Source organism: Amycolatopsis sp. NPDC049691 (genome assembly GCF_040675005.1).
Classification (GTDB): domain Bacteria; phylum Actinomycetota; class Actinomycetes; order Mycobacteriales; family Pseudonocardiaceae; genus Amycolatopsis.
Window position 1 is genome coordinate 513,841 of record NZ_JBFANX010000001.1, and the last position, 22,994, is coordinate 536,834.

The window sequence follows — 22,994 nt, forward strand, 5'->3', positions numbered from 1 at the left end:
CGGAGGAGGGACGGATGGGACGGAAGACGCCGCCGGAGAAGAAGCGGCTCAGCTACCTCAAGGACCGGCGCGACGCCTACGGCGAGAACGACAAGTCGTCGCGCAAGAACCTGGCGCGCAGCAAGGCGTTCGCGCGGCGCAGCAACCGCGCGCGGGAAAGCCTGGCGCTGCGGGCGGCGACCGGTGCACCCGACGAGATCCGCGCCGAAGCGGCCGAGCTGCGGCTGCTCGGGAAGCGGCGCCGGGTGAAGCGCAAGTGGCCGGACATCCCGCTCGCCGAGTACGTGGAGTGGAAGGTCGAACGCCGCGCCGAGCGGGAAAACGGCCGGGCCGGGCGGCTGGAGGAGGCCCTCGGCCGCGTGCGGCGGCGGCTGGGGCGGCCGGACCGCTAGGCGAAGACCGCGGTCGCCAGGAGCAGCCCCAGCGCGCCCGAGGCGAGGCCCGCGACCACGGTCACCAGCACGTTCAGCACCGCGTACAGCCGCGTCTTCTCCAGGAACAGCCGCACGGTCTCGTAGCCGAACGTCGAGAACGTCGTCAACCCGCCGCAGAACCCCACCGCCACCAGCGCGCGCACCGACGACGGCTCCGCGCCGTGCAGCAGCCAGCCGCTCAGGAACCCCAGGACGAACGACCCGATGATGTTCACCGTGAGCGTCCCGAACGGGAACGGCGAGTCGCGCCACGACTGCACCCGCCGGTCGGTCAGGTAGCGCAGGATCGACCCCGCCGCCCCGCCGACGGCCACCAGGACCACCGTCACTCCGTCCGCCCCACGTAGCGGACCACCTCGACCTGGTCGAGCGTCACCAGGCCTTCGCCGATCAGCTCGTCCAGCTGCGGCAGGAACGCCCGCAGCTTCTCCTCCCGGTCGATGATCACGATGACCACCGGCAGGTCCTCCGACAGCGACAGGATCCGCGTCGTGTGGATCAGCGACGACGCGCCGTAGCCCTCGACGCCGCGGAGCACCGAAGCGCCCGCGAGGCCCGCGTCCCGGGCGCGGCGGACGATCTCGTGGTAGAGCGGCTTGTGGTGCCAGTGGTCGTCTTCGCCGATGTAGATCGTGAGGCGGGTGGCCGGTCCTTCCATCAGCGTCCCTTCCGGATCGCGCGGGTCGCCGTCAGGCCGGCGGTCACCGCCGCCAGGCAGCAGACCACCGACGCCAGCGCGTAGGCGAACGAAGCCAGTATCCGCCCGGTCGTCGCCGCGTCGAGGGTGTCGGTCACGAACGTGGAGAACGTCGTGAAGCCGCCGAGGATCCCGACGCCGAGGAACGGCCGCAGCAGGTGGTGGGGGCGCGCGGTGGTGGTCAGCAGCGCCATCAGGACGCCGATGAGCAGGCAGCCGAGGACGTTGGTGAGCAGCGTCGCGACGGCGAATTCGCCGCGGGCGTGCGGGATCGCCACCGACAGCCCGTAGCGGGCGAGGCTGCCCAGCGCGCCGCCGGCGCCGATGGCCGCCAGGACGTCCCACCGGGGCACGTGATCACCTCCTCGCGGTGAACCTACTCCCGATGGCCGACGCGTCCCCGCCACCCGGTCGAGCATCCTGGACGGGGCCGGATGACAGGCAGCCGTCGGTCGCCGTACTGTTGCTCAGCGTAGGCAAGGCAACCCTAAGGAAGGCGGGTACATGCGCGGAGACGGGCTGGCCGGTGGCGACGGCGGCGCGCAACGGCTCGGCGAGCTGATCCCGGCGGCGCTGCGCGGAATGGCGGCGGGAGTGGCGGAACGCGGCGGCCCCATCCCGGCCGGCGGCCCGGCCGCGGTCGCGGCGGCGCTGGTCGCGCAGGGTGGCGAGCTGACGGCCGGACACTCGGCGCCGGACGCTGCGGCCGCGCAGGCTGGTGCCGCGGGGCCGGACGCCGCGCTTGGTGCCGAACGGGCGCCCGGGGTGCCTGGCCCGGCCGCGACTGCCATCGCGAGCCCAAGCGGGGACCCCGTGCCACCAGCCCTTCCCCGCCGCGGTGTCGGCCCCGAAGCCGCCCTCGAAGAGCTCAGCCGGCTTCTCGCCGCCGGTTCCGCCGATCCCGCCGATCCCGCCTGTGCCGCCCACCTGCACTGCCCGCCCCTCGCCGTGGCCGTGGCCGCCGATGTCGTCGCCAGTGCCCTCAACCCCTCCATGGACTCCTGGGACCAGGCCCCCGTCGCGAGCGAACTCGAGCGCGAGTTCACCGCCGGGATCGCCCGGTTGTGTTACCCCGCCGCCGAAGCGCCCGACGCCGTCGTCACCACCGGGGGCACCGAATCCAACCTGCTCGGCCTGCTCCTGGCCCGCGAAACCGGCGTCGTCCAGAGCGTCTGCGGTGCCAACGCCCACCACAGCGTCGCCCGCGCGGCCTGGCTGCTCGGCCTGCCCGCGCCCCTCGTCGTCCCGTGCGAGGGCGACCGCATGCTCCCCGCCGCCCTCGCCGAGGTCGCCGGGCCGGGCACCGTCGTCGTCGCGACCGCCGGGACCACCAACACCGGGACCCTCGACCCGCTGCCCGAAATCGCCGAAATCTGCCGCCGCAAGAAGGCGCGCCTGCACGTCGACGCGGCCTACGGCGGCACCGCCCTCTGCAGTGACGTCCTCAAGCACAAGCTCGCGGGCCTCGACCTCGCCGACTCCGTCGCCCTCGACCTGCACAAGTTCGGCTGGCAGCCGGTCGCGGCCGGGCTCTTCGCCGCCCGCGAGGCCGCGGACCTCGCCGCCCTCACCGTCCGGGCCGAGTACCTCAACGCCGACGACGACACCGAAGCCGGCCTGCCGGACCTGCTCGGCCGCTCGATCCGGACCTCGCGCCGGCCCGACGCCTTCCGGATGGCCGTCACCCTGCGCGCGCTCGGCACCGACGGCCTCGGCGCGCTCGTCGAACGCTGCTGCGCCACCGCGGCCGAGGTCGCCGAGCGCGTCGAACGGCACCCCGGCCTGCGCCTCTGGGGCCGGCCCGAGCTGTCGACCGTCGTGCTGCGGCCCGTCGTCGCCGACGAGACCGGGGGCGACGAGCTCGTCGCCCGCGTCCGCCGCGCGCTGCTGGAAGCCGGCACCGCCGTCATCGGCCGCGCCACCCTCCCGACCGGGCCCGGCGGCGAAAACCGGCTGTGGCTCAAGCTGACGCTGCTGCACCCGCACGCCACCGCCGAGGACTACGGCCCGCTGCTCGACCGGATCGTCGCCACGGCCTCCGCGGAGCTCGTCGCCGGCCGGGAAAGCCCGGTCGCTTCGTGAGGCGCCACCACCTCGCGGGCGTCGGCATCGGACCCTTCAACCTCTCGCTCGCGGCGCTGGCCGCCCCGATCGACGGCCTGGACGCGGTGTTCTTCGACGCCCGCCCCGAGTTCCGCTGGCACCCGGGCCTGCTCGTCGACGGCGCGACGCTGCAGGTGCCGTTCCTCGCCGACCTGGTGACGCTGGTCGACCCGACCAGCCCGTTCTCCTTCCTCAACTACCTGCGCGACCGCGGCCGGCTGCTGCCGTTCTACTTCGCCGAACGCTTCCACCCGCCCCGCGTCGAGTACGACGACTACGGCCGGTGGGCCGCGAACAGGCTGCCGTCGTGCCGGTTCGGCCACGAGGTCACCGGCATCCGCTGGGCGGGCGACGCCTTCGAGCTGACGATCGCCGGGACCGAGCCGGTGCTGGCGGACAACGTCGTGCTCGGCGTCGGCTCGGTGCCGTCGGTGCCGGAACCGCTGCGCGCACTGGTGGCGGACCCGAACGCAAAAGTCCTGCACTCGGCGGACTACCTGACGCACCGGGAAGCACTCCTCGCCGCCGAGAGCGTCACCGTCGTCGGGTCCGGGCAGTCCGGCGCCGAGGTGGTCCTCGACCTGCTGCGTTCGCGGTCCACTGTGGACGGGCTGCGCTGGCTCGCCCGGACCCCCGCGTTCGCGCCGATGGAGTACTCGAAGCTCGGGCTGGAGCAGTTCACCCCGGACTACACCGCGTACTTCCACGGCCTGCCCGAAGCGGTCCGCGACCGCCTGTTGCCCGCGCAGTGGCAGCTGTACAAGGGGATCGACACCGAGACGATCGGCGCGATCCACGACGAGCTGTACCGCCGAAGCATCAGTGGGCCGCCGGGCGCGGTGCTCACGCCGGGGGTCGAGGTCGTCTCGGCGTCCCTTGTGGACGGTGCGGTGGAACTCGGTCTCCGGCACGAACAGCAAGGCCGCGGCGCCACCGTGCGCACCGACGCGGTCGTCGCCGCCACCGGCTACGCGGAGACGCCGACCGGGCCGCTGCTGGCCGGGCTCGGCGACGCCGTCCACCGCGACGCGCGCGGCCGCCTGGTGGTCGGCGCCGACCACCGCGTCGCCCTCGACGTGCCCGGCGCGCTGTTCGTGCAGAACGCGGAACGGCACACCCACGGCCCCGGCGCGCCCGACCTCGGCCTCGGGGCCTGGCGGGCGGCCGTGATCCTCAACGCCGTGTGCGGCAAGACCGTGCACGACCTGCCCGACCGCACCGCCTTCACCACGTTCGGCCTGGAGGAGAAGTGACCCTCGACGAAGCGGCCGCCTGGCGCGCGGCCGGCACCCTGATCGTGCACAAGATGCTCGGCGAGCTGTCGTACGAGCACATGCTGGAGCCGGTCAGCGACGGGGACGGATGGCGGCTGGAGCTGCCCGGCGACGTCGCCTACACGTTCCAGGCGCGGCGAGGTGCCTTCGAGGCGTGGACGGTCGTGCCGGGCAGCGCGCGCCGGTCCGGCGAGCCGGCCACGGACCCGCGCGCGCTCGTCGTCGACGCGCGGGAAGTCCTGGGGCTGACCGGGTTGCGGCTGGCCGACGTCCTGGCCGAGCTGACCGCGACGGTCGCCAACGAGGCCGCCCGGCTCCGCCGCGCCCCGACGGCGGCCGACTTGTCCACAATGGACTACAATGTGGCCGACGGGCACCTGACCGGGCACCCGCGGCTGGTGCTCAACAAGGGCCGCGTCGGGTTCTCCGCGCGCGACCGCGCGAGCTACGCACCGGAGGCCGGCGCCGACGTCCGGCTGCGCTGGTTCGCCGTCCACCCCGACCACGCCGAATTCCGGTGCGTCGACGAGCTGAGCCGGGACGCGCTGCTCGACGCCGAACTCGGCGCGCAGCGGGCGGAGTTCACGGCGCGCGCGCCCGAGGGCTACGTCTGGGTACCGGTCCACCCGTGGCAGGCCGACGAAATCCTCGGCACGCTCTACGCCGCCGAACTCGCCACCGGGGTCGTGGTCGACCTGGGGGAGAGCGCCGACGCGTACCGTCCACACCAGACGGTCCGGACGCTGGCCAACGTGAGCGCGCCGGGCCGGCACGACGTCAAGACCGCCGTTTCGGTGCGGAACACACTCGTCTACCGCGGGCTGAACTCGGCCGCGACGCTCGCCGGGCCGTCGGTGACGTCGTGGCTGCGCCGGGTCGGCGCCGCCGACCCGCTGGTCAGCGAGAAGTACCGGTTCGGGCTCCTCGGCGAGGTCGCGAGCGTGTCGGTGCGGCACCCGCTGTTCGGGCACCTGGAGGAACTGCCGTACCGGTTCCACGAGACGCTGGGCGCGTTGTGGCGCGAGCCGCTCGTCGCGCAGCTGGCCGAGGGCGAGCGCGCGATCTCCTTCGCCGCACTGCCCTATCGCGGCCCGGACGGGGTTTCGATGCTGGCGCACCTGATCGGCGACGGCGACGCGGAAGCGTGGCTTACGCGGCTCTTCGACCTGCTGCTCACGCCGTTGCTGCAGTGGCTGCTGCGCCACGGCGTCGGGTTCTGCCCGCACGGCCAGAACCTCGTCCTGGTCGTCGACGCCGCCGGTGTCCCGCAGCGCGTGCTGATCAAGGACTTCGCCCAGGGCGTCGACCTGCTCGACGAGCAGCTGGAGAGCTACGAGTCGCTCCCGCCCGAAGCGGCCGCCGACATGCTGCGCTGGCCCGCGCACCTGCTGGCCCAGTCGCTGTTCAGCTCGGTGTTCTCCGGGCAGTTCCGGTTCTGGGCGGAGGTCCTGCTCGACGAGCTGAGCCTGCCGCGGGCACGGTTCTGGGCGCCCGTCCGCGAAATCGTCGGCCGCTACCGCGACGAAAACCCCGACGTGGCCGCGCGGTTCGACGCCTGCCGGCTGTTCGCCCCGGACGTCGAGCGCGTCACCCTCAACCGGGAGCACTTCGCCGGCCAGGGTTTCGACAAGGTGGAGCGCGACGACGAGTTCGACGTCCGCTGGGGCCGGGTGCCGAACCCGCTGCACGCCCCGGATCCCGGCGGCGCGTGGTGACGGCGTTCGCGCGCCCGGTCGGCCCGCGGTCGCTGGCCACCCGGCGCGCGGTGGCCGAGGCGGGCACGGAGGTGCTGCGCGGTGTCCTCGAGGAGGACGGCGCGCGGCTGCTCCTGCTGGTGCCGGACCCGCATGCCCGGTTCGCGGCGGTCGAGCTGGCCGCGCCGTTCGCCGCTTCGGTGCTCGACGACGGGTACGGCGTCTGCAGCTACGTGTTCGCGTGGACGCCCTCGCGCGACCCGCTGCCGGAGTCCGGCGTGCTCGGCGGGTACCTCGACGGCTTCGGCGACCTGCGCGTGCGCCCGGACGCGGCGACGGCGATCCCGCTGGGCGACCGGACGTGGGCGGTGGTGTGCGACGCGGAGTGGCCGTCCGGCCAGGCCGCCGAGCTGGCCCCGCGCGAGGTGCTGCGCGGCCGGCTCGCGGCGCTGGAGGGGCTGGGACTGGTGCCGTCGGTGGGCATCGAGCACGAGGTGGTGTTCCTCGACGCCGCCGGTGCGCCCCTGACGTCCCACGGGGCCGACTACGCGGTGGGCGGCACCGAGCGCCTGGCGCCGCTGCTGTCCGACGTGCGGACGGCGTTGCACGAGGCCGGGCTCGGCGTCGAGTCGGCGCGCGCGGAGTGCCACCCGGGGCAGTACGAAGTGGTGCTGCGCCACCGCGACGCCCTGGCCGCGTGCGATGACGTGCTGCTGCAGCAGCTGCTCGTCCGCCGGGTCGCCGCCCGTCACGACGTCACGGCGTCCTATCTCGCCGCGCCGTTTCCCGGACAGGGGAATTCGGGGCACGTGCACCTGTCCTTGTCCACTGTGGACGGCTCGCCGCCGGACCTGCTGGGCGGGTTCCTGGCGGGCGTCCTGCGCGACGCGCGGGCGCTGACGGCGGTGTGGGCGCCGACGTGGAACAGCTACGTCCGGCTGCGGACGGCGCCGTTCTCCCCGCGCGAGGTGCGCTGGGGCCACGACGACCGGACGGCGTCGGTCCGGGTGGCCGGGCCGCCGTCGGATCCCCGCCTGGAGTTCCGCTTCGCGGGCGCGGACGCGCAGCCGCACCTGGTGGTCGCGGCGTTGCTGGCGGCGGGCCGGTTCGGGCTGGAGGAAGGCTTGACGCCGCCGGAGCCCGGAACTCCCGCCGGCTCTTTGGCCGGTTCGCCGTGGGAGGCGCTGTCGACGATGGACCGGGTGGGCGAGCTGCTGGGCCCGGACGTCGCGGCCCAGCTGACGGCGCTGCTGACCGAGGAGATCGAGTCCGGTTTGGACACGGTCACCGACTGGCAGCGCCGCCGCGGCGCCCTCCGCTCCTGATCCGGGGCTGACGGCCCCCCTCCGGCCGTCAGCCCCGAAGTCCTACGCCGGGCGGATGTTCTGGTTGACGTGGAACACGTTGCCCGGGTCGTACCGCCGCTTCACCGCCGCCAGCCGGTCGTAGTTCGGGCCGTACGACGCCTTCACGCGGTCCTGGCCCTCCTCCATCATGAAGTTGACGTACGCCCCGCCCGCCGACGTCGGGTGCAGTTCCTCCCAGTACTCCCGCGTCCACTGGGAAATCGCCCCGGCCTGCGAAGGCGACGGGTCCACGCCCACGATCACGCCCGACCAGCCGCCCGACCGGTGGGGGAACGCCGTCGCGTCCGGCGCCACCCGGCTCGCCGCGCCGTCGATCGGATAGAGGTGCATCGACGAGTGCATCGTCGGCAGGCCCTCGCCGTGCTTGAGGTGGATGTCGATCGCCGCGTCGGAGATCTCGTGGAACACGTCCGCCCGCCAGTACCACTGCAGCCCTTTCGGGTACAGCGCGTCGAACGCTCCCTGCAACGCCGTGTACGGCATCTCCTGCAAGCCGACCAGCAGCGGCGACCCGAACGAGCGGACCGGCGCCAGCACCTCGTCCGCCTTGTCGTGCGCACCCGTGTAGCACCAGACGATGCCGCACGCCTTGCGGCCCCACAGCTCCTCCGGGAACGGCGGCGCGGGCGGGATCGTCAGCAGGCCGAACCAGCCGTTCAGCTCCTCGGGCAGCGACGGCAGCAGCTCGCGGTACCAGCGCAGCACGTCGGGTGTGTCGGCCAGGTCGTACAGCACCGGCCCGCCGAGCACCACGCCGTGCTCGCCGATGTCGTGGCAGCGGAAGGTGAACGACGTGACGACGCCGAAGTTGCCGCCCCCGCCGCGCAGGGCCCAGAACAGGTCCGGGTGCGACGACTCCGAAGCGTGCACGAACGAGCCGTCCGCGAGGACGACGTCCGCGCCGAGCAGGTTGTCGACCGTCAGGCCGAAGCGGCGGGCCAGGTAGCCGATACCGCCGCCGAGCGTCAGGCCCGCGACGCCGGTGGAGGACACGATGCCCGACGGCGTCGCCATCCCGAACGCGACCGTCGCGTGGTCGACGTCCCCCCACGTGCACCCCGCGTCGGCGCGGACGGTGTGGTTGACCGGGTCGACCGTGGTGCTGCGCAGCCCGGACAGGTCGATGACGAGCGCGCCGTCGGCGACGCCGAGCCCGCCCGCGTTGTGGCCGCCGCCCCGGATGGCGAGGTCCAGGCCCTGTTCGCGCCCGTAGCGGACGCAGGTGACGACGTCGGCGGCGTCGCGGCAGTAGGCGATCGCGGCCGGCCGCTTGTCGATCATGGCGTTGTAGACCGCGCGGGCTTCGTCGTACCCCGGGTCGGCCGGCGTGACGAGGTCGCCGCGCAGCGCGGTGGCCAGTTCCTCGTGCGGCAGTGCGGTGGTGGTCATGGTGGCCCCTCTCGGATTTCCCGTACCGGAGGGAACGTAGGCACCCGGCGTTCGCGCAGCGTTCGGTCCGTTCGCGCCGGTCAGGACGGCAGCCGAACGGCCAGGTCCGCTTCCGCCCGCCGCCGCAGGGCGACGCTGCCCTGGACGCGGGCCAGCTCGGCGGCCGCCCGCAGGCGGGGGACCGGGTCGGCGTCGTGGGCCGCCCGCAGCCGCAGCACCTCCGGCAGCCACCAGCGGTCGTCGCGGGCCTCCCCGGCGGCGAGCGCGGCGTCGAGCGTCGCGCGGGCCGCGGCCGGGTCCGCCAGGTCGGCGACCAGTGCCAGCCAGTACGGCATCCGGGCGAAGGCCCCCTCGGCCTTGAGGTTCGCGACGCCCTCCTGCGCCGCGGCCAGCCCGGCCGCGCCGCCGCGCGCCCAGCCGCCCAGCACCAGCGCCCACTCGCGGTAGTAGGCGAAGCCGTACCGGTCGCAGAGCGCGTGCAGCTCCGAGACGGCCGCCCACAGCGCCTTCCGGTCCCGGCGCATCTGGTGGGTGATCCCGGCGTACGCCAGCGCGATGGCCAGGCTGTAGGGCTGCTCGATCCGGCGCGCCAGCGCGATCGCGGCGGTGCTGCTCGCCACGGCCTCGTCGTCGTGGCCGAGCAGCCAGTGGGCGTGCGCCGCCCAGGCGGGCCCGTGCACGTCCGGCCGGGTGCCGATCGGCCACGACGACGCCCCGCGCGTGCGCTCGGCACCCAGCTCGAAGTGCCGCAGCGCCTCGGCCGGGTCGTGCCCGAGGCTCAGCGCCGAGCCCGCGACGATGAAGTGCGCCGAGCCGCTCTGCGCGGCGCTGGTGCCGGGGACGAGCAGCGTGAGGGCGCGCTCGGCGGCTTGGTGCGCCTCCGCCGTCCGGCCCTGGACGAACCGCGACGACCACAGTTCCAGCAACGCGGTCAGCGCGGACTCCTTGCTACCGCCCGCCTCCGCGAGCGCGAGCGACCGTTCCAGGACGTGCTGCAGCTCGGGGGAGGAGTACCCGCGGTGGGCGTTGAGCGGCCCGGCGAGCGCTTCGAGGACTTCGAGCTCGGCGCGGTCGCGGTTGCCGCTCGCCGGGCGCGCGCGGACGAGCTCCAGTGCCTCCTTCAGCAGCCGGATCGCCTCGGCGTGGGCGAACGTCCGGGCGGCGACGGCGGCGGCGCGCCGGTAGTGCTCGACGGCGCGGTCGGGGCGGCCGCCGCGGGCGTACTGCTCGGCCAGCTGCGCCGCCACGGCGTCGGTGTCCTCGGCGTGCAGCAGCTCCAGGCCCTGGGCCAGCCGCCGGTGCAGCAGCCACCGCCGCGGCGGGCTGACCTGCTGGTAGGCGGCCTCGCGCAGGAGGTCGTGGGTGAAGTCGTAGCCGCCGCCGACCTCGCGCACGATCCGGCGCCGCCACAGCTCGTCGACGGCCTCGACCACGCTGTCGGCGTCGAGGTCGCTCGCCTCGGTCAGCAGCTCCAGGGTGAAGTCCCGGCCCGCCGCCGCGGCGAGCCCGGCGACTTCGCGGGCCGCCGGGCCGGGCTGTTCGAGGCGGGCCCGCAGCACGCCGTCCAGGCGCCCGGACGGCGGGGAAGCGTTGGTGCGCAACGCTTCCACGACGTAGAGCGGGAACCCGCCGGTGGCCGCGTGCAGCAGGGTGCGGTCCGACGCGGACAGCGGGCGCCCGGCCACCGCTTCGCCGAGGAGCGCGGTGCCGCCGGCGTCGAACGGGCGCAGCGGCAGCTCGGACAGCTTGCCGTCGTCGCGCAGCTGGGCGGTCCAGGCGGCCACGCCGGGGTCGAGGTCGCCGTCGCGCAGCGTCCCGGCGACGAGCAGCGGCGCGTCCGGCAGGAGGCCGAGCCCGAAGGCGAGGAAGGCGAGCGTCTCTTCGTCGCACCACTGGACGTTGTCGAGCACCAGCAGCACGGGCCGGCCGCCGGCGGTGAGCGCGCGGGCGAGTCCTTCGAAGAACCGCAGGCGCTGCCACGCGTCGATGGTCGGGTGCCCGCCCGCGGCCGGGCGCGCGGCGGGCAGCAGGCGGTCGATCTCGGCACGCCACTCCGGTTCGAGGGACGCCGCCGCCCGCTGCACGGCCGGCGTGCGCAGCCAGTCGGCCACCGGCGCCAGCGGGAGCCGCCCGGCCGAGCCGAAGCAGCGGCCGGTGGCCACGACGGCGCCTTCCGCGCCCGCCAGCCCGGCGAGCTCGGTGACGAGCCGCGTCTTGCCGACGCCGGCGTCGCCGCGCACGAGGACGACCCCGGCGCGGCCCGCGGCGGCCGCGTGCCACCGCTGCCCGAGCCGGGCCAGCTCGGCCGCCCGGCCGACGAGCCCGGGTGCCGCCGCGCGCCGGACCTCGGGGCCCGGCCGGGCGAGCAGCCGGCGCAGCGCCGCACGGGTCGGCTCGGCCGGGACCACGCCGAGCTCGCGTTCGAGGACCGACGCGCACCGGTGGTACGTGCTCACCGCGCCCGCGCGGTCGCCCGCGTCGGCCTGCAACCCCATCAGCGTCCGGTAGCCGGTCTCTTCCAGGGGGCGCAGCCGGATCCGGCGGCGGGCCGCGGCGAGCGCGGCGGCCGGGTCGCCCGCGGGCGACCGGCAGATCAGGTCGCACAGCTCGACGCACTGGCGGTCGAGCTCGGCGCGGGCGGCCAGGACCCACTCGTCGGCCAGACCGGGCAGCAGCTCGCCGCGGTAGGCCGCGAGGGCGGCCTGGGCGTGGGCGACGGCTTCGCCGGGGTCCTCGGCGGCCAGCGCGGCCCGGTACGCGACGTCGAACTCCCGCACGTCCACCCGGCTCGACGGCGTGTCCCGCCAGCACAGGTCCTGCCCGGTGACGGCGAGCGAGGGCAGGTCGCCGACGACGCGGCGCAGCTGGTGCAGCTCGCGGCGGAGGTTGGTCAGGGCCTGGGCGTCGGTGGAGTCCGGCCAGAACAGCCCCGCGAGCAGGCGCCGCGGCTGGGCCAGCCCGGCGTGCACGACGAGGTGGGCCACGAGCGCGACCGACCGCGGCGACCGCGTCAGCACGGTGCCGGTCGTGTCGTCGGCGATGACCTGCTCGCCCAGCAGGGAGACCCGCAGCACCCGGCCACGCTAGCCCGGAAACCGGTCCGCGCGCGGATCTTCACCGGCCGGGGGTTGCGCCGGGGCGCCCGGGTGCGCAGGCTCGACACCGTGAGCGAGCACGAGTACGACCTCATCGTCATCGGTTCGGGCCCCGGCGGCCAGAAGGCCGCGATCGCCGCGGCGAAGCTGGGCAAGCGGGTGGCGGTCGTCGACCGGCACGACATGGTCGGCGGGGTGTGCGTCAACACCGGCACGATCCCGTCCAAGACGCTGCGCGAAGCGGTGCTCTACCTGACCGGCATGAACCAGCGCGAGCTCTACGGCGCGAGCTACCGCGTCAAGCAGGACATCACGATCGCCGACCTGCTGGCGCGCACGCAGCACGTCGTCGGGCGCGAGGTCCAGGTGGTGCGGGCGCAGCTGATGCGCAACCACGTCGACCTGATCTCCGGCACCGGCTCGTTCGCCGACCCGCACACGGTGGTCGTGGAGAGCAAGCACCCCGGCGACCGCCGGACGCTGAGCGCGGACTTCGTCGTGATCGCCACCGGCACCCGCCCGGCGCGCCCGGCCCAGGTGGACTTCGACGCCGCGCGCGTGCTCGACTCAGACGAGATCCTGCGGCTCGAGCAGATCCCGTCGTCGCTGGTCGTGGTGGGTGCGGGGGTGATCGGGATCGAGTACGCGTCGATGTTCGCCGCGCTCGGCTCCCGCGTCACGGTGGTCGAGCAGCGCGACCACATGCTCGACTTCTGCGACCCGGAGATCGTGGAGTCGCTGAAGTTCCAGCTGCGCGACCTCGGCGTGACGTTCCGCTTCGGCGAGAAGGTCGCGGACGTGGCGGTGTCCGACGACGCGACGATCACGACGCTGGTCAGCGGCAAGCGCATCCCGGCCGACGGCGTCATGTACTCCGCGGGCCGCCAGGGCATGACCGGCGAGCTGGCCCTCGACGCGGCGGGACTGGCGGCGGACGAGCGCGGCAGGCTGGTGGTCGACGAGAACTACCGCACGGAGGTGCCGCACATCTACGCGGTCGGCGACGTGATCGGCTTCCCGGCGCTCGCGGCGACGTCGATGGACCAGGGCAGGCTGGCGGCGTACCACGCGTTCGGCGAGCCGGCGAACGGCCTGGGCGCGCTGCAGCCGATCGGCATCTACACGATCCCGGAGATTTCGTACGTGGGCGCGACGGAGGCGCAGCTGACGTCGTCGTCGGTGCCGTACGAGGTGGGCATCGCCCGCTACCGCGAGCTGGCGCGCGGCCAGATCACCGGCGACAGCTACGGGATGCTGAAGCTGCTGGTGTCCACTTCGGACCGCAAGCTGCTCGGGGTGCACGTGTTCGGCACGGGCGCGACGGACCTGGTCCACATCGGACAGGCGGTGATGGGCTGCGGCGGGACGGTCGACTACCTGGTGGACGCGGTGTTCAACTACCCGACGCTGTCCGAGGCGTACAAGGTGGCGGCGCTGGACGCGACCAACAAGATCCGGGCGCTGGACCGCTTTTCGTCCTGAGCCGCCCCAGGAGTCACACCAGCACCACCCGATTCGCCTGCCGCGAACCGGTTTGACACCCGACTAGAACATATGTTCGACTGACGCCGTGCGATGGGATCGGCAGCGAGCGGGGGAGGGTGAGCCGGCACTGCCCGGGCTGGAGGGCCTGGTGCGGTCCGTGCGGTCACCGGAGTTCGACGGCGTCACCTTCCACGAGGTGCACGCGCGCTCGGTGCTGAACAAGGTGCCCTCGGGCTCGGGCGTCCCCTTCAACTGGACCGTGAACCCCTACCGCGGGTGCTCGCACGCGTGCACGTACTGCCTCGAAGGCGGCACCAAGATCCTCATGGCGGACGGCCGCACGCGGGCGCTGTCCGAGCTGAAGGTCGGCGACGAGATCTACGGCACCCGCGGCCACGGCGCGGCCCGGCGGCTCGTGCCCACCCGGGTCGAAGCGCACTGGACGACCCTGCGCGCCGCCTACCGCGTCACCCTGGAAGACGGCACCCGGCTCGTCGCCGGCGGCGACCACCGGTTCCTCACGAGCAAGGGCTGGAAGCACGTCACCGGCAGCAAGTTCGGCGCCGCGCAGCGGCCGCACCTCGAGCCCGGCACCGAGCTCATCGGCGTCGGCCGGTTCGCGCCGACGCCGGACGAAACCCTCGGGTACCGGGCCGGCTACCTGTGCGGGATGCTGCGCTCCGGCGGGTTCGCCGCGGAACCGGACGCGGCCGGCCGCGCCCTCGGGTACCTGCCCGACTTCGGCGCGTCCGTCGGGTTCCTCCAGGTGCCGCCGGACCCGGACGCGCACTGGCAGCGCGGGTTCCTCGCCGGCGTCTTCGACCTCGCGGGCGACTACGGCCGCGGCGTCCTCGCCGTCGCGCACGACGAACCCGAGATCATCGAGGCGTTCGCCGCCGCTCTCACTCGCTTCGGCTTCGCGCACCAGATCGACGAAGTCCCGAAGTTCCCCGCGCGCCAGGAGGTCCGGCTGCTCGGCGGGACGGCGGAGGTGCTGCGGTTCCTGCACGTCAGCAACCCGGCGGTGGCGTGGAAGCGATCGCTGGACGGCGCGGTGATCGGCGCCACCCGCCGCCGCGTCGAGGCGATCGAGCCGCTGGGCCTGCAGCTGCCGTTGTTCGACATCACCACCGGCACCGGCGACTTCGTCGCCGACGGGATGGTGTCCCACAACTGCTTCGCCCGGAACACCCACACGTACCTGGACTTCGACGCCGGCCACGACTTCGACACCCAGGTCGTGGTGAAGGTCAACGCGCCGGAGGTCCTGGCGGCGCAGCTGAAACGCCCGTCGTGGCGGCGCGAGCCGGTGGCCATGGGCACGAACACCGACCCGTACCAGCGCGCGGAGGGCCGCTACCGGCTGATGCCGGGGATCATCACGGCGCTGGCCCGGTCGGGGACACCGCTGTCGGTGCTGACGAAGGGCACGGTGCTCGCGCGCGACCTGCCGCTGCTGCGGGAGGCGGCCAAGGACGTGCCGGTGTCGCTCGCGGTCTCGCTGGCGTTGCTGGACGGCGAGCTGCAGCACCGGCTGGAACCGGGAACGCCGAGCCCCCGGGCCCGGCTGGAGCTGATCCGCAAGGCCCGCGACGCGGGACTGCCGTGCTCGGTGCTGGTGGCGCCGGTGCTGCCGTGGCTGACGGATTCGGCCGAGGCACTCGACGCGTTGTTCGCCCGCCTGGCCGAAGCGGGCGCGACGAGCGCGACGGTGATCCCGCTGCACCTGCGCCCCGGCGCCCGGGAGTGGTTCGGCCGCTGGCTGGCGGGGACGTACCCGGCGCTGGTGCCGAGGTACCGCGAGCTGTACGCGCGGGGGAGTTACGTGCAGAAGGCGTACCGCGAGCGGCTGGCGGAGCGCGTGGCGCCGCTGCTGCGGCGGCACGGGCTGGCCCCGAAGACGGCCTACGAGGCGCGGAGCCAGGGGGACGTGCCCGAGCCGCGGATCGAGGTGCCGGCGGCGGAGCAGCTGCGGCTGCTGTGAGGCCACGAACAGCCTCGGCAAGTCTTCCGCGCCTCTCGTGAGTGTTCGGGGCGGTTCCGCGCCCCGAACACTCACGAGCCCCGCGCCGTGCGGTCCTTTGTGGACAGCCGCGGGCCGCGGTGCGTCATCATCCGTCCCGCGGCCGTGTGGGTGAAGCCGTCACCCCGATCGCCGCCTCGGCCTGGGGAACTGCGCCGTTCGCCGTAGTCCTCACCCGATTGCGCGGCCGAGTCGGCGGCTTGCGGAAAAATGTCCGATCGTGTCGTTGTCGCCCCGGCTCGCCGACGCCTAACGTCGAAGGGATCGATGCGGAAGGGAGAGAGCGGCGATGACGACCTCGCAGACCGACCGGGTCGCGGCCGCCCGGCTCGCGTGGGCCGCCCTGAAGCTGACCCGGGCCGGCCGGCACCCCGTCGGCGTCGAACGGCTGGCCGCCACCGTCGGCGTCACCCCGGTCGAAGCGCGCCGGCTCGTCGAGCTGATCGGCTTCACCCTCCACCGCGACCTCGTCAGCACCGGCCCCGCCCCGCGCGGCGCCCACCACCGCCTCCAGCCCGCCGAAGGCACCCTCGGCGCCGGGCCGGACGGCACCGTCGACATGTTCCTGCTGGCCATCGCCACCGGCGAGCGGGTGCACGCCACCGCGACCTGCCCGGTCACCGGGACGCGGATCCGGATCGAGCTCACCTCGAACGGGATCCTGCTGGCCGACCCGCCGACGGCCGTCGTCGCCGCGATCGACCTGGGCTTCGGCCTCGAGCACGCCGACGCCATGGCGTGCGCCGGCCAGCCGTTCTTCTCCTCCGCCTCGGCCGCCGCGAGCTGGCTGGTCACCCACCCCGGCGGCCGCATCTACCGGGTCGCCGCCTACCTCGCCCAGGCCCACCGGCTGGTGGCCGCGCTCGAGACCCGGCCGAAGTTCGTCCTCTGACCACCGCGCAACCCAAGCCTGCCGACGTCCTAAGCTGGGTGGTTCGTTAGCCTTTCCGAGCAGCGAACATCCATGTCGAAGGAGAGCAGTCGCAGTGCTCCGCACTCACAACGCCGGCACCCTGCGTGCCGAGCAGGCCGGACAGACCGTCACCCTCACCGGATGGGTGGCCCGGCGGCGCGATCACGGCGGCGTCATCTTCATCGACCTCCGCGATGCCAGCGGGGTCGCCCAGGTCGTCTTCCGCGAAGGCGAGATGGCCGAGCGCGCGCACGCGCTGCGCTCGGAGTTCTGCGTGAAGATCGTCGGCGAGGTCGCGAAGCGCCCCGAGGGCAACGCCAACGCCGAGATCCCCACCGGCGAGATCGAGGTCCTCGCGACCCAGCTCGAGGTGCTCTCCGAGGCCGCACCGCTGCCGTTCCCGATCGACGACCGCGTCGACGTCGGCGAAGAGGTCCGGCTCAAGCACCGCTACCTCGACCTGCGCCGCAGCGGCCCGGCCGCGGCCATGCGGCTGCGCAGCGAGGTCAGCCGCGCCGCGCGCGAGGTGCTGCACGCCCAGGACTTCGTCGAGATCGAGACCCCGACGATGACCCGCTCGACGCCCGAAGGCGCGCGCGACTTCCTGGTGCCGGCCCGGCTCAAGCCCGGCTCCTGGTACGCGCTGCCGCAGTCGCCGCAGCTGTTCAAGCAGCTGCTCATGGTCGGCGGCATGGAGCGGTACTACCAGATCGCCCGCTGCTACCGCGACGAAGACTTCCGCGCCGACCGCCAGCCCGAGTTCACCCAGCTCGACATCGAGATCAGCTTCGTCGAGCAGGACGACGTCATCGCGCTCGGCGAGGACATCGTGTCCGCGCTGTGGAAGCTGATCGGGCACGAGATCCCGCGGCCGATCCCGCGCATCACCTACCACGAGGCGATGGCCAAGTACGGCTCGGACAAGCCGGACCTGCGCTTCGACCTCGAGATCACCGACATGACGGAGTTCTTCGCCGACACGCCGTTCCGCGTGTTCCAGGCCCCGTACGTCGGCGCGGTCGTGATGGCGGGCGGCGCCGACCAGCCGCGTCGCCAGCTCGACGCGTGGCAGGAGTGGGCCAAGCAGCGCGGCGCCAAGGGCCTCGCGTACATCCTCGTGAACGAGGACGGCACGCTCGGCGGCCCGGTCGCGAAGAACCTCTCCGAGACCGAGCGCGAGAACGTCGCCCAGGCTGCCGGTGCCAAGCCCGGCGACTGCATCTTCTTCTCGGCGGGCAAGGCTTCGTCGACCCAGCCGCTGCTCGGCGCCGCGCGCGACGAGATCGGCAAGCGCCTCGGCCTGATCGACGAGGACGCCTGGTCGTTCGTGTGGGTCGTCGACGCGCCGCTGTTCGCGCCGGTCGAGGACATCGGCGACGACGTCGCCGTCGGGTCCGGCAAGTGGACCGCGGTGCACCACGCGTTCACCTCGCCGACCCCGGAGTGGATCGACAAGTTCGAGCAGGACCCGGGCAACGCCCTGGCCTACGCCTACGACATCGTCTGCAACGGCAACGAGATCGGCGGCGGCTCGATCCGTATCCACCGCGGCGACGTCCAGAAGCGCGTCTTCAACCTGATGGGCCTCGGCGAGGAGGAGGCGCAGGAGAAGTTCGGCTTCCTGCTCGACGCCTTCCAGTTCGGCCCGCCGCCGCACGGCGGCATCGCGTTCGGCTGGGACCGCATCGTCATGCTGCTGGCGAAGGCCGACTCGCTGCGTGACGTCATCGCGTTCCCGAAGACCGGCGGCGGCTACGACCCGCTGACCGCGGCGCCCGCGCCGATCACCGCGCAGCAGCGCAAGGAAGCCGGCATCGACGCGAAGCCGGCCGCCCCGCCGCAGAGCTAGTGCTGCACCTCAGGGCCGTGTGCCCGCCGGAGGTCACCGCGCAAGCGCTGGACGTCCTGCGGGCCCACGCCGGGACGGCGCACCTGATCGCGCACCGCGGCGCCGCCGTGGAACCGCCGGGTGACCTGGTCGAGGCCGACATCGCACGCGAGGCGGCCGACGAGATCGTCGACGCGCTGTGCGGGCTCGGCCTCGACCACACCGGCGGCATCACGCTCGAAGCGCTCGACACCGCGCTGTCCGACGCCGCCGACCGGGCGGAGGAGGCGGCGCCGGGCGAAGGCGCGGACGCCGTGGTGTGGGAGGAACTGGTCGCCCGCACGGGCGAGGAGTCCCGGATGAACGTGACGTTCCTGGCGTTCCTCACCATCGCCTGTCTGCTCGCCGCGGTCGGCGTGCTCACCAACTCCGCGGTGACGATCGTCGGCGCGATGGTCGTCGGCCCGGAGTTCGGGCCACTGGCCGCGCTCGCGGTCGGGCTCGTCCTGCGCCGCGGGGACCTCCTGCGCCGGGCGGGCGCGGCGCTGGGCGTCGGCTTCCCGCTGGCGATGGTCGTGACGCTGGGTGGCGCGCTGCTCGTGCGCGCGACCGACGTCTTCGGCGAGCAGGCCTTCCGGCTGGAGCAGAACCACGAAGTCGACTTCGTCTTCTCCGTCGGCGTGCCGTCCCTGGTCGTCGCGATGCTCGCCGGCGCCGCCGGGATGCTCGCCATGACGTCGGCGAAGTCGGCCGCGCTCGTGGGCGTCTTCATCTCCGTCACGACGGTGCCGGCCGCGGGCTACGCGGTCATCGCGGCCGTCGCGGGGGAGTGGAGCCGGTGCCTCCAGTCGGTCGGCCAGCTGCTCGTCAACCTTCTCGGAATCGTTGCAGCTGCGGCCATTGTGTTGACTCTGCGCCGGAATGGGCAACGTTCACGGGTGGGAACGCGTCCGCTTTCACGGGGATGACCGGTCCGGACCGGGGGCTACTTCTTGTCCGGATGTCAGTAGTCATGGTTGCTCAGTCACGAGTAGGGTCGGTGACAATGACAGTCGACACCTCCTCCTCCGGCGACGCTGGGGTCGGGGCAGGAGCCGAGCACCTCGCCGTCGCCGCGGCGGTCGCGGCGGGCGAGTCCGTTCTCTCGCGCCGGTTCGGCAGTGCGATCACGCTGGTCGCGCCGGAGGACCTCGCGGGGAGCGGGCCGGCGACGGTGGTCCGGGCGCGAGTGGTGTCTTCGTCCTTCGCGCTGCCGCGCACGCTGGTCATCAAGCACTACCCGGAGTCACCGCCGGCGGGCGTGGCCGACCCGTTCGCGCAGGAGGCGGTCAGCTACCAGCTGTTCACCGCGCTGGCGCCGGACGAGCGGATGTGCCCGGAGCTGCTGGCCCACGACGGCCGCGACCGCGTGCTGGTGCTGGAGGACCTCGGCCGCACGCCGACGCTGGAGGACAAGCTCTACGCCCGCGACTCCCGCGCGGCCGAGCGGGCGCTGCTGTCGTGGGCGCGTTCGCTGGGCAGGCTGCACGCGAGCACGGCGGGGCGCGAGGCCGACTTCAACGCGTTGCTGCGGCGCCTCGGCGGCCCGGCGAAGAACGACGCGAGCGGCGACGACGAGCTGTGCGCGCGGGTGCCGGCGGTGATCCAGGAGCGCCTCGGCATCCCGGTGCCGGACGCGGTGCTGGCGCAGGTGGCGGAGGCGCTGGAGCAGTCGCGGTCGGCGGGGTTCCGCGCGTTCAGCCCGGTGGAGCTGAGCCCGGACAACAACCTGGTGACGGGCGAGAGCGTCCGCTTCCTCGACTTCGAGTACGGCCGCGTCCGTTCGGCCCTGGTCGACGCGGCCCACCTCCGGCTGCCGTTCGCGAGCTGGCCGGACGCGCTGGCCCTCCCGGCGGGCATGAGCGAAGCGATGATCGCGGCGTGGCGAGCGGAGGTGGTCGGGGTGTGGCCGGCCTTCGCCGACGACGACGTGCTGGCGGCGCACCTGACGACCAGCGAGCTGCTGCGGGTGTGGCTGATCACGGGGGAGGAGCTGGGCTCGCTGGACCTGTCCCGGCACGCCGCTCCGGTGAGCCGCGAGGCGGCGCTGGTGACGTGGTGGCGGGATTTGGCCAAGCACGCGGGGTATGTGCGGATGACGGCGGTGCCGGAGTTCGCGGCCCGGGTGGCGGCGGCTTTGGCGGCGCGGCTGGGACCGCACGCGGACCTGGCGTTTTACCCGGCTTTCCGCTGAATCGGACGGGGGTTGTCCACACGGCTGCCGTGATGTGGACAGGTGCGGTCGGCGGGGGCGTTTTCGCCCGGGTCTGTCGGGGCTTGCCGATACGCTGGAAGCGGGGGCAGCCCCCAGGGAGGGCGGGCCGTCGGCTGGGTCGGGTCGGCGGCTGGAACAGGGCGCGTCCTGCACCCTGAGGCCGGAACCCGGGGCCCGCTCGCGGACGACGACAGGCGCTTGAGGGCCTACGACCTGTCACACACAGCGCAACGCACTGGTGGGCGCGGTAGAGCAGCTGCAGACCGTGGCCTTGATCCTGCGCTCCGGTGATCCCCTCCCGTGGATTGTTCCCGTTGTTGCAAGGAGCACTGGAAACGCGAGCGCGGCTGTGGGGTTGCTGGCCCTGCTGGCCGTCCGGAGCGAATCCGCCGCACGCTTCGCCGGCACGCCGTGAACATCAAGATGCGGGAGAAGGCCTTCCCGCGGAGGCGAGCGAAGACCCGAGTGAAGGAAGCGGCCGAGGAGCACGCCGAACTGGTCGCGATCGCCCCGGTCCGCAGGCTTGGCCGCCCCGCAGAAGCTCCTTGGCAGCGCGGCTAGGACCGCACGCGGACCTGGCGTTCGACCCGGCGTTCCGCTGAGCCGGGCCGAGGTTGTCCACACGGCAGCCGTGATGTGGACAGGTGCGGTCGGCGGGGGCGTTTTCGCCCGGGTTCGTCGGACCTCGCCGATACGCTGGAAGCGGGGGCAGCCCCCAGGGAGGGCGGGCCGTCGGCTGGGCGGGCCCCTCGGGCTGGGCCCGCCGCCGCCGGCGGGGACATTTCCGGCGCCTGTGAGGTGAGCGTCAAGAATTAGGCGCTCCGTCCCAGGCGCGTTACCTCGTCCTCACCGGGTGTGAGTCTCCGTGGCCGATGGTCGTGGACGTGACCGTGATCAGTGTCGAAGTCACCCCCGAACCTCCCCGCCCCGCGCCTGTGACCGTGCCCACGACCGCGCTCAAGCGCGCCGAGCGGCTTGTCGTGCTCGGGGACTCCACCGCCGTCGGGCTGGGGGATCCGCTGCCCAAGCGGGGTGGCTGGCGGGGCGTCGGCCCGCTCGTCGCCGCCGCGCTCGGCGTCGGGCCCGGTGGCTACCTCAACCCCGCCTTCACCGGTGCGCGGATGCGGTGCGTGCTCACCCAGCAGGTGCCCGCCGCCGTCGCGCACCGGCCTGATGTCGCGCTGCTCGTCGCCGGCATGAACGACACCCTGCGGCCGGACTTCGACGCCGCCCGGATCGCCGCCGACCTCACCGAGGTCGTCCGCCGGCTCCGCGAGGTGGGTACCACCGTCGTCCCGGTCCGCTTCCACGACCACAGCAAGGTGTTCCGCCTCCCGCCGTCGCTCAAGCGCGCCCTCAGCGCGCGCGTCGCCGAGCTGAACGCCGCCATCGACGAGGTCGTCGCCCGCGAAGGCGTCCCCTGCCTCGACCTCGACCGGCTTCCCGGCGCCTACGACCTCACCGTGTGGAGCGTCGACCGGCTGCACCCCTCGGAGCTCGGCCACCGCCTGCTCGCCGACGGCTTCACCGGCCTGCTCGCCGAAGCCGGTTTCGCCGTGCCGGAACCGGTGAGCCTCACCTGCGGCGGCGGGGTCGAGCCGAGCGCCGCGGGGCACGTGGGATGGCTGGTGCTCAAGGGAATCCCGTGGCTCTGGCGCCGCGGCCGCGAGTTCCTGCCCTACGCCGCCGTCATCATGTGGAACTCGTTCCGCGCCCGCTGAACACGCGCAGCGCCTCGACGTCCGAAGCCGGGTTGCGGACGAAGCAGTCCGCCCACTCCTCGATGCCGGGATAGCCCGACCGCGCGGCCAGGAAGCGACACGCCTCCTCGACGTCGTACGACGTCCGCCGCAGCTCGACACCGTCGCCGAGCAGTGCCCAGTGCGCACCCCGCGCGCCGTACGGCATCCCGACGCTGCCCGGGTTGACGACCAGCCGCCGGTCGGCGAGCCGGACGAACGGCATGTGCGTGTGCCCGCAGACGATCGTCGATTCCGCGACGCCCTCGAGGACCTCCGCCCACCACTCCGGCGGGCTGTCGACGAGCGCGATTTCCGTGTCGTCGCGCGGCGTCGCGTGGCAGTACCGCACGCCGTCGAGCGCCACCGTCAGCGGCAGCGCGTCCAGCACCGGCAGATCCGCCGGACGCAGCTGCCGCGCCGCCCACGGGAAGATCGGGTCCGGGACGAACTTCCCGTGACCGCGCGCCGACGCCGCCAGCTCCCGGTCGGCGTTGCCGCGCACCCAGACCGCCCGCGACCCCAGCAGAAGGAGCCGGTCCAGGGTCGCCACCGGCATCGGGCCGGCGAGCATGTCGCCGAGCAGCACGATCTTCTCCGCCGCCACGACGTCCGGCTCCGCCAGCACGGCCTCCAACGCGGGCAGGACGCCGTGGACGTCCGCCAGCACCGCCACCTTCATCGCCCCACCCTGGGGCA

The 22,994-nt window shown here is 73.8% G+C and carries 18 protein-coding genes; 12 read left to right on the forward strand and 6 right to left on the reverse strand.

Annotated features, from left to right (window positions below; genetic code table 11):
* Window positions 1-14 precede the first annotated feature (14 nt).
* On the forward strand, window positions 15-392 hold the full coding sequence (locus AB0J40_RS02485; RefSeq protein ID WP_364446400.1) for a hypothetical protein: 378 nt from the start codon (window positions 15-17) through the stop codon (window positions 390-392).
* Here AB0J40_RS02485 and crcB read toward each other — a convergent pair.
* From crcB to AB0J40_RS02500, 3 genes are read right to left on the reverse strand one after another with little or no spacing between them, the layout of a single operon-like run.
* The gene (gene crcB / locus AB0J40_RS02490) at window positions 389-763 is read right to left on the reverse strand and encodes a fluoride efflux transporter CrcB (protein ID WP_364446403.1); all 375 of its coding nucleotides are present in this window, start codon (window positions 761-763) and stop codon (window positions 389-391) included. The genes AB0J40_RS02485 and crcB overlap by 4 nt on opposite strands.
* Window positions 760-1,092, reverse strand: coding sequence for a DUF190 domain-containing protein (locus tag AB0J40_RS02495; protein WP_364446406.1), 333 nt, complete (start codon window positions 1,090-1,092; stop codon window positions 760-762). Before AB0J40_RS02495 ends, crcB begins: the two co-directional genes overlap by 4 nt.
* Complete coding sequence (locus tag AB0J40_RS02500) at window positions 1,092-1,484, reverse strand: CrcB family protein (protein WP_364446409.1); 393 nt, start codon at window positions 1,482-1,484, stop codon at window positions 1,092-1,094. The genes AB0J40_RS02495 and AB0J40_RS02500 overlap by 1 nt, the downstream gene beginning before the upstream one ends.
* Window positions 1,485-1,635: 151 nt before the next feature.
* Between AB0J40_RS02500 and AB0J40_RS02505 the strand changes: the two genes are divergently transcribed.
* From AB0J40_RS02505 to AB0J40_RS02520, 4 genes are read left to right on the forward strand one after another with little or no spacing between them, the layout of a single operon-like run.
* Window positions 1,636-3,213 carry an aminotransferase class V-fold PLP-dependent enzyme gene (locus tag AB0J40_RS02505; RefSeq protein ID WP_364446411.1) on the forward strand — a complete coding sequence of 526 codons (1,578 nt, stop codon included), beginning with the start codon at window positions 1,636-1,638 and terminating at the stop codon, window positions 3,211-3,213.
* Entirely contained in the window at window positions 3,210-4,487 is a 1,278-nt protein-coding gene (locus AB0J40_RS02510) for a SidA/IucD/PvdA family monooxygenase (RefSeq protein WP_364446414.1), read from the forward strand. The genes AB0J40_RS02505 and AB0J40_RS02510 overlap by 4 nt, the downstream gene beginning before the upstream one ends.
* Complete coding sequence (locus AB0J40_RS02515; protein ID WP_364446417.1) at window positions 4,484-6,223, forward strand: IucA/IucC family protein; 1,740 nt, start codon at window positions 4,484-4,486, stop codon at window positions 6,221-6,223. The genes AB0J40_RS02510 and AB0J40_RS02515 overlap by 4 nt, the downstream gene beginning before the upstream one ends.
* Window positions 6,220-7,527, forward strand: a complete 1,308-nt coding sequence (locus AB0J40_RS02520) for a glutamine synthetase (protein ID WP_364447285.1) — start codon at window positions 6,220-6,222, stop codon at window positions 7,525-7,527. Before AB0J40_RS02515 ends, AB0J40_RS02520 begins: the two co-directional genes overlap by 4 nt.
* Window positions 7,528-7,569: 42 nt before the next feature.
* Here AB0J40_RS02520 and AB0J40_RS02525 read toward each other — a convergent pair whose 3' ends face one another.
* The gene (locus AB0J40_RS02525; protein ID WP_364446420.1) at window positions 7,570-8,958 is read right to left on the reverse strand and encodes an FAD-binding oxidoreductase; all 1,389 of its coding nucleotides are present in this window, start codon (window positions 8,956-8,958) and stop codon (window positions 7,570-7,572) included.
* Between the two features lie 80 nt (window positions 8,959-9,038).
* A complete protein-coding gene (locus AB0J40_RS02530) occupies window positions 9,039-12,032 on the reverse strand; it encodes an AAA family ATPase (RefSeq protein WP_364446423.1) in 2,994 nt (997 codons plus the stop codon).
* A 90-nt stretch (window positions 12,033-12,122) separates the two neighbouring features.
* Here AB0J40_RS02530 and sthA point away from each other — a divergent pair, with 90 nt between their 5' ends.
* From sthA to AB0J40_RS02565, 7 genes are all read left to right on the forward strand, one after another.
* Entirely contained in the window at window positions 12,123-13,535 is a 1,413-nt protein-coding gene (gene sthA, locus AB0J40_RS02535) for a Si-specific NAD(P)(+) transhydrogenase (RefSeq protein ID WP_364446426.1), read from the forward strand.
* Window positions 13,536-13,623: 88 nt separating this feature from the next.
* Window positions 13,624-15,522, forward strand: coding sequence for an intein-containing Rv2578c family radical SAM protein (locus AB0J40_RS02540; protein WP_364446428.1), 1,899 nt, complete (start codon window positions 13,624-13,626; stop codon window positions 15,520-15,522).
* Window positions 15,523-15,850: 328 nt separating this feature from the next.
* Complete coding sequence (gene merB, locus AB0J40_RS02545) at window positions 15,851-16,453, forward strand: organomercurial lyase (RefSeq protein WP_364446430.1); 603 nt, start codon at window positions 15,851-15,853, stop codon at window positions 16,451-16,453.
* 94 nt (window positions 16,454-16,547) lie between these two features.
* Window positions 16,548-18,323: an aspartate--tRNA ligase gene (gene aspS / locus AB0J40_RS02550; protein ID WP_364446432.1), complete on the forward strand. Its 1,776-nt coding sequence runs from the start codon at window positions 16,548-16,550 to the stop codon at window positions 18,321-18,323.
* Entirely contained in the window at window positions 18,323-19,270 is a 948-nt protein-coding gene (locus AB0J40_RS02555) for a DUF389 domain-containing protein (RefSeq protein ID WP_364446434.1), read from the forward strand. Before aspS ends, AB0J40_RS02555 begins: the two co-directional genes overlap by 1 nt.
* A 77-nt stretch (window positions 19,271-19,347) precedes the next feature.
* Window positions 19,348-20,535, forward strand: coding sequence for a phosphotransferase (locus AB0J40_RS02560; protein WP_364446437.1), 1,188 nt, complete (start codon window positions 19,348-19,350; stop codon window positions 20,533-20,535).
* An 893-nt stretch (window positions 20,536-21,428) separates the two neighbouring features.
* Window positions 21,429-22,277, forward strand: coding sequence for an SGNH/GDSL hydrolase family protein (locus tag AB0J40_RS02565; protein WP_364446439.1), 849 nt, complete (start codon window positions 21,429-21,431; stop codon window positions 22,275-22,277).
* Here AB0J40_RS02565 and AB0J40_RS02570 read toward each other — a convergent pair.
* Window positions 22,249-22,977, reverse strand: a complete 729-nt coding sequence (locus tag AB0J40_RS02570; protein ID WP_364446441.1) for a metallophosphoesterase family protein — start codon at window positions 22,975-22,977, stop codon at window positions 22,249-22,251. The genes AB0J40_RS02565 and AB0J40_RS02570 overlap by 29 nt on opposite strands.
* Between the last annotated feature and the right edge of the window lie 17 nt (window positions 22,978-22,994).

Bases quoted from the DNA above. Each gene is read 5' to 3' on its own strand.
- AB0J40_RS02485 (WP_364446400.1), top strand. From the start codon at position 15: ATGGGACGGAAGACGCCGCCGGAGAAGAAGCGGCTCAGCTACCTCAAG.
- AB0J40_RS02495 (WP_364446406.1), bottom strand. From the start codon at position 1,092: ATGGAAGGACCGGCCACCCGCCTCACGATCTACATCGGCGAAGACGAC.
- AB0J40_RS02505 (WP_364446411.1), top strand. From the start codon at position 1,636: ATGCGCGGAGACGGGCTGGCCGGTGGCGACGGCGGCGCGCAACGGCTC.
- AB0J40_RS02525 (WP_364446420.1), bottom strand. From the start codon at position 8,958: ATGACCACCACCGCACTGCCGCACGAGGAACTGGCCACCGCGCTGCGC.
- merB (WP_364446430.1), top strand. From the start codon at position 15,851: ATGACGACCTCGCAGACCGACCGGGTCGCGGCCGCCCGGCTCGCGTGG.
- AB0J40_RS02560 (WP_364446437.1), top strand. From the start codon at position 19,348: ATGACAGTCGACACCTCCTCCTCCGGCGACGCTGGGGTCGGGGCAGGA.
- AB0J40_RS02565 (WP_364446439.1), top strand. From the start codon at position 21,429: ATGGTCGTGGACGTGACCGTGATCAGTGTCGAAGTCACCCCCGAACCT.
- AB0J40_RS02570 (WP_364446441.1), bottom strand. From the start codon at position 22,977: ATGAAGGTGGCGGTGCTGGCGGACGTCCACGGCGTCCTGCCCGCGTTG.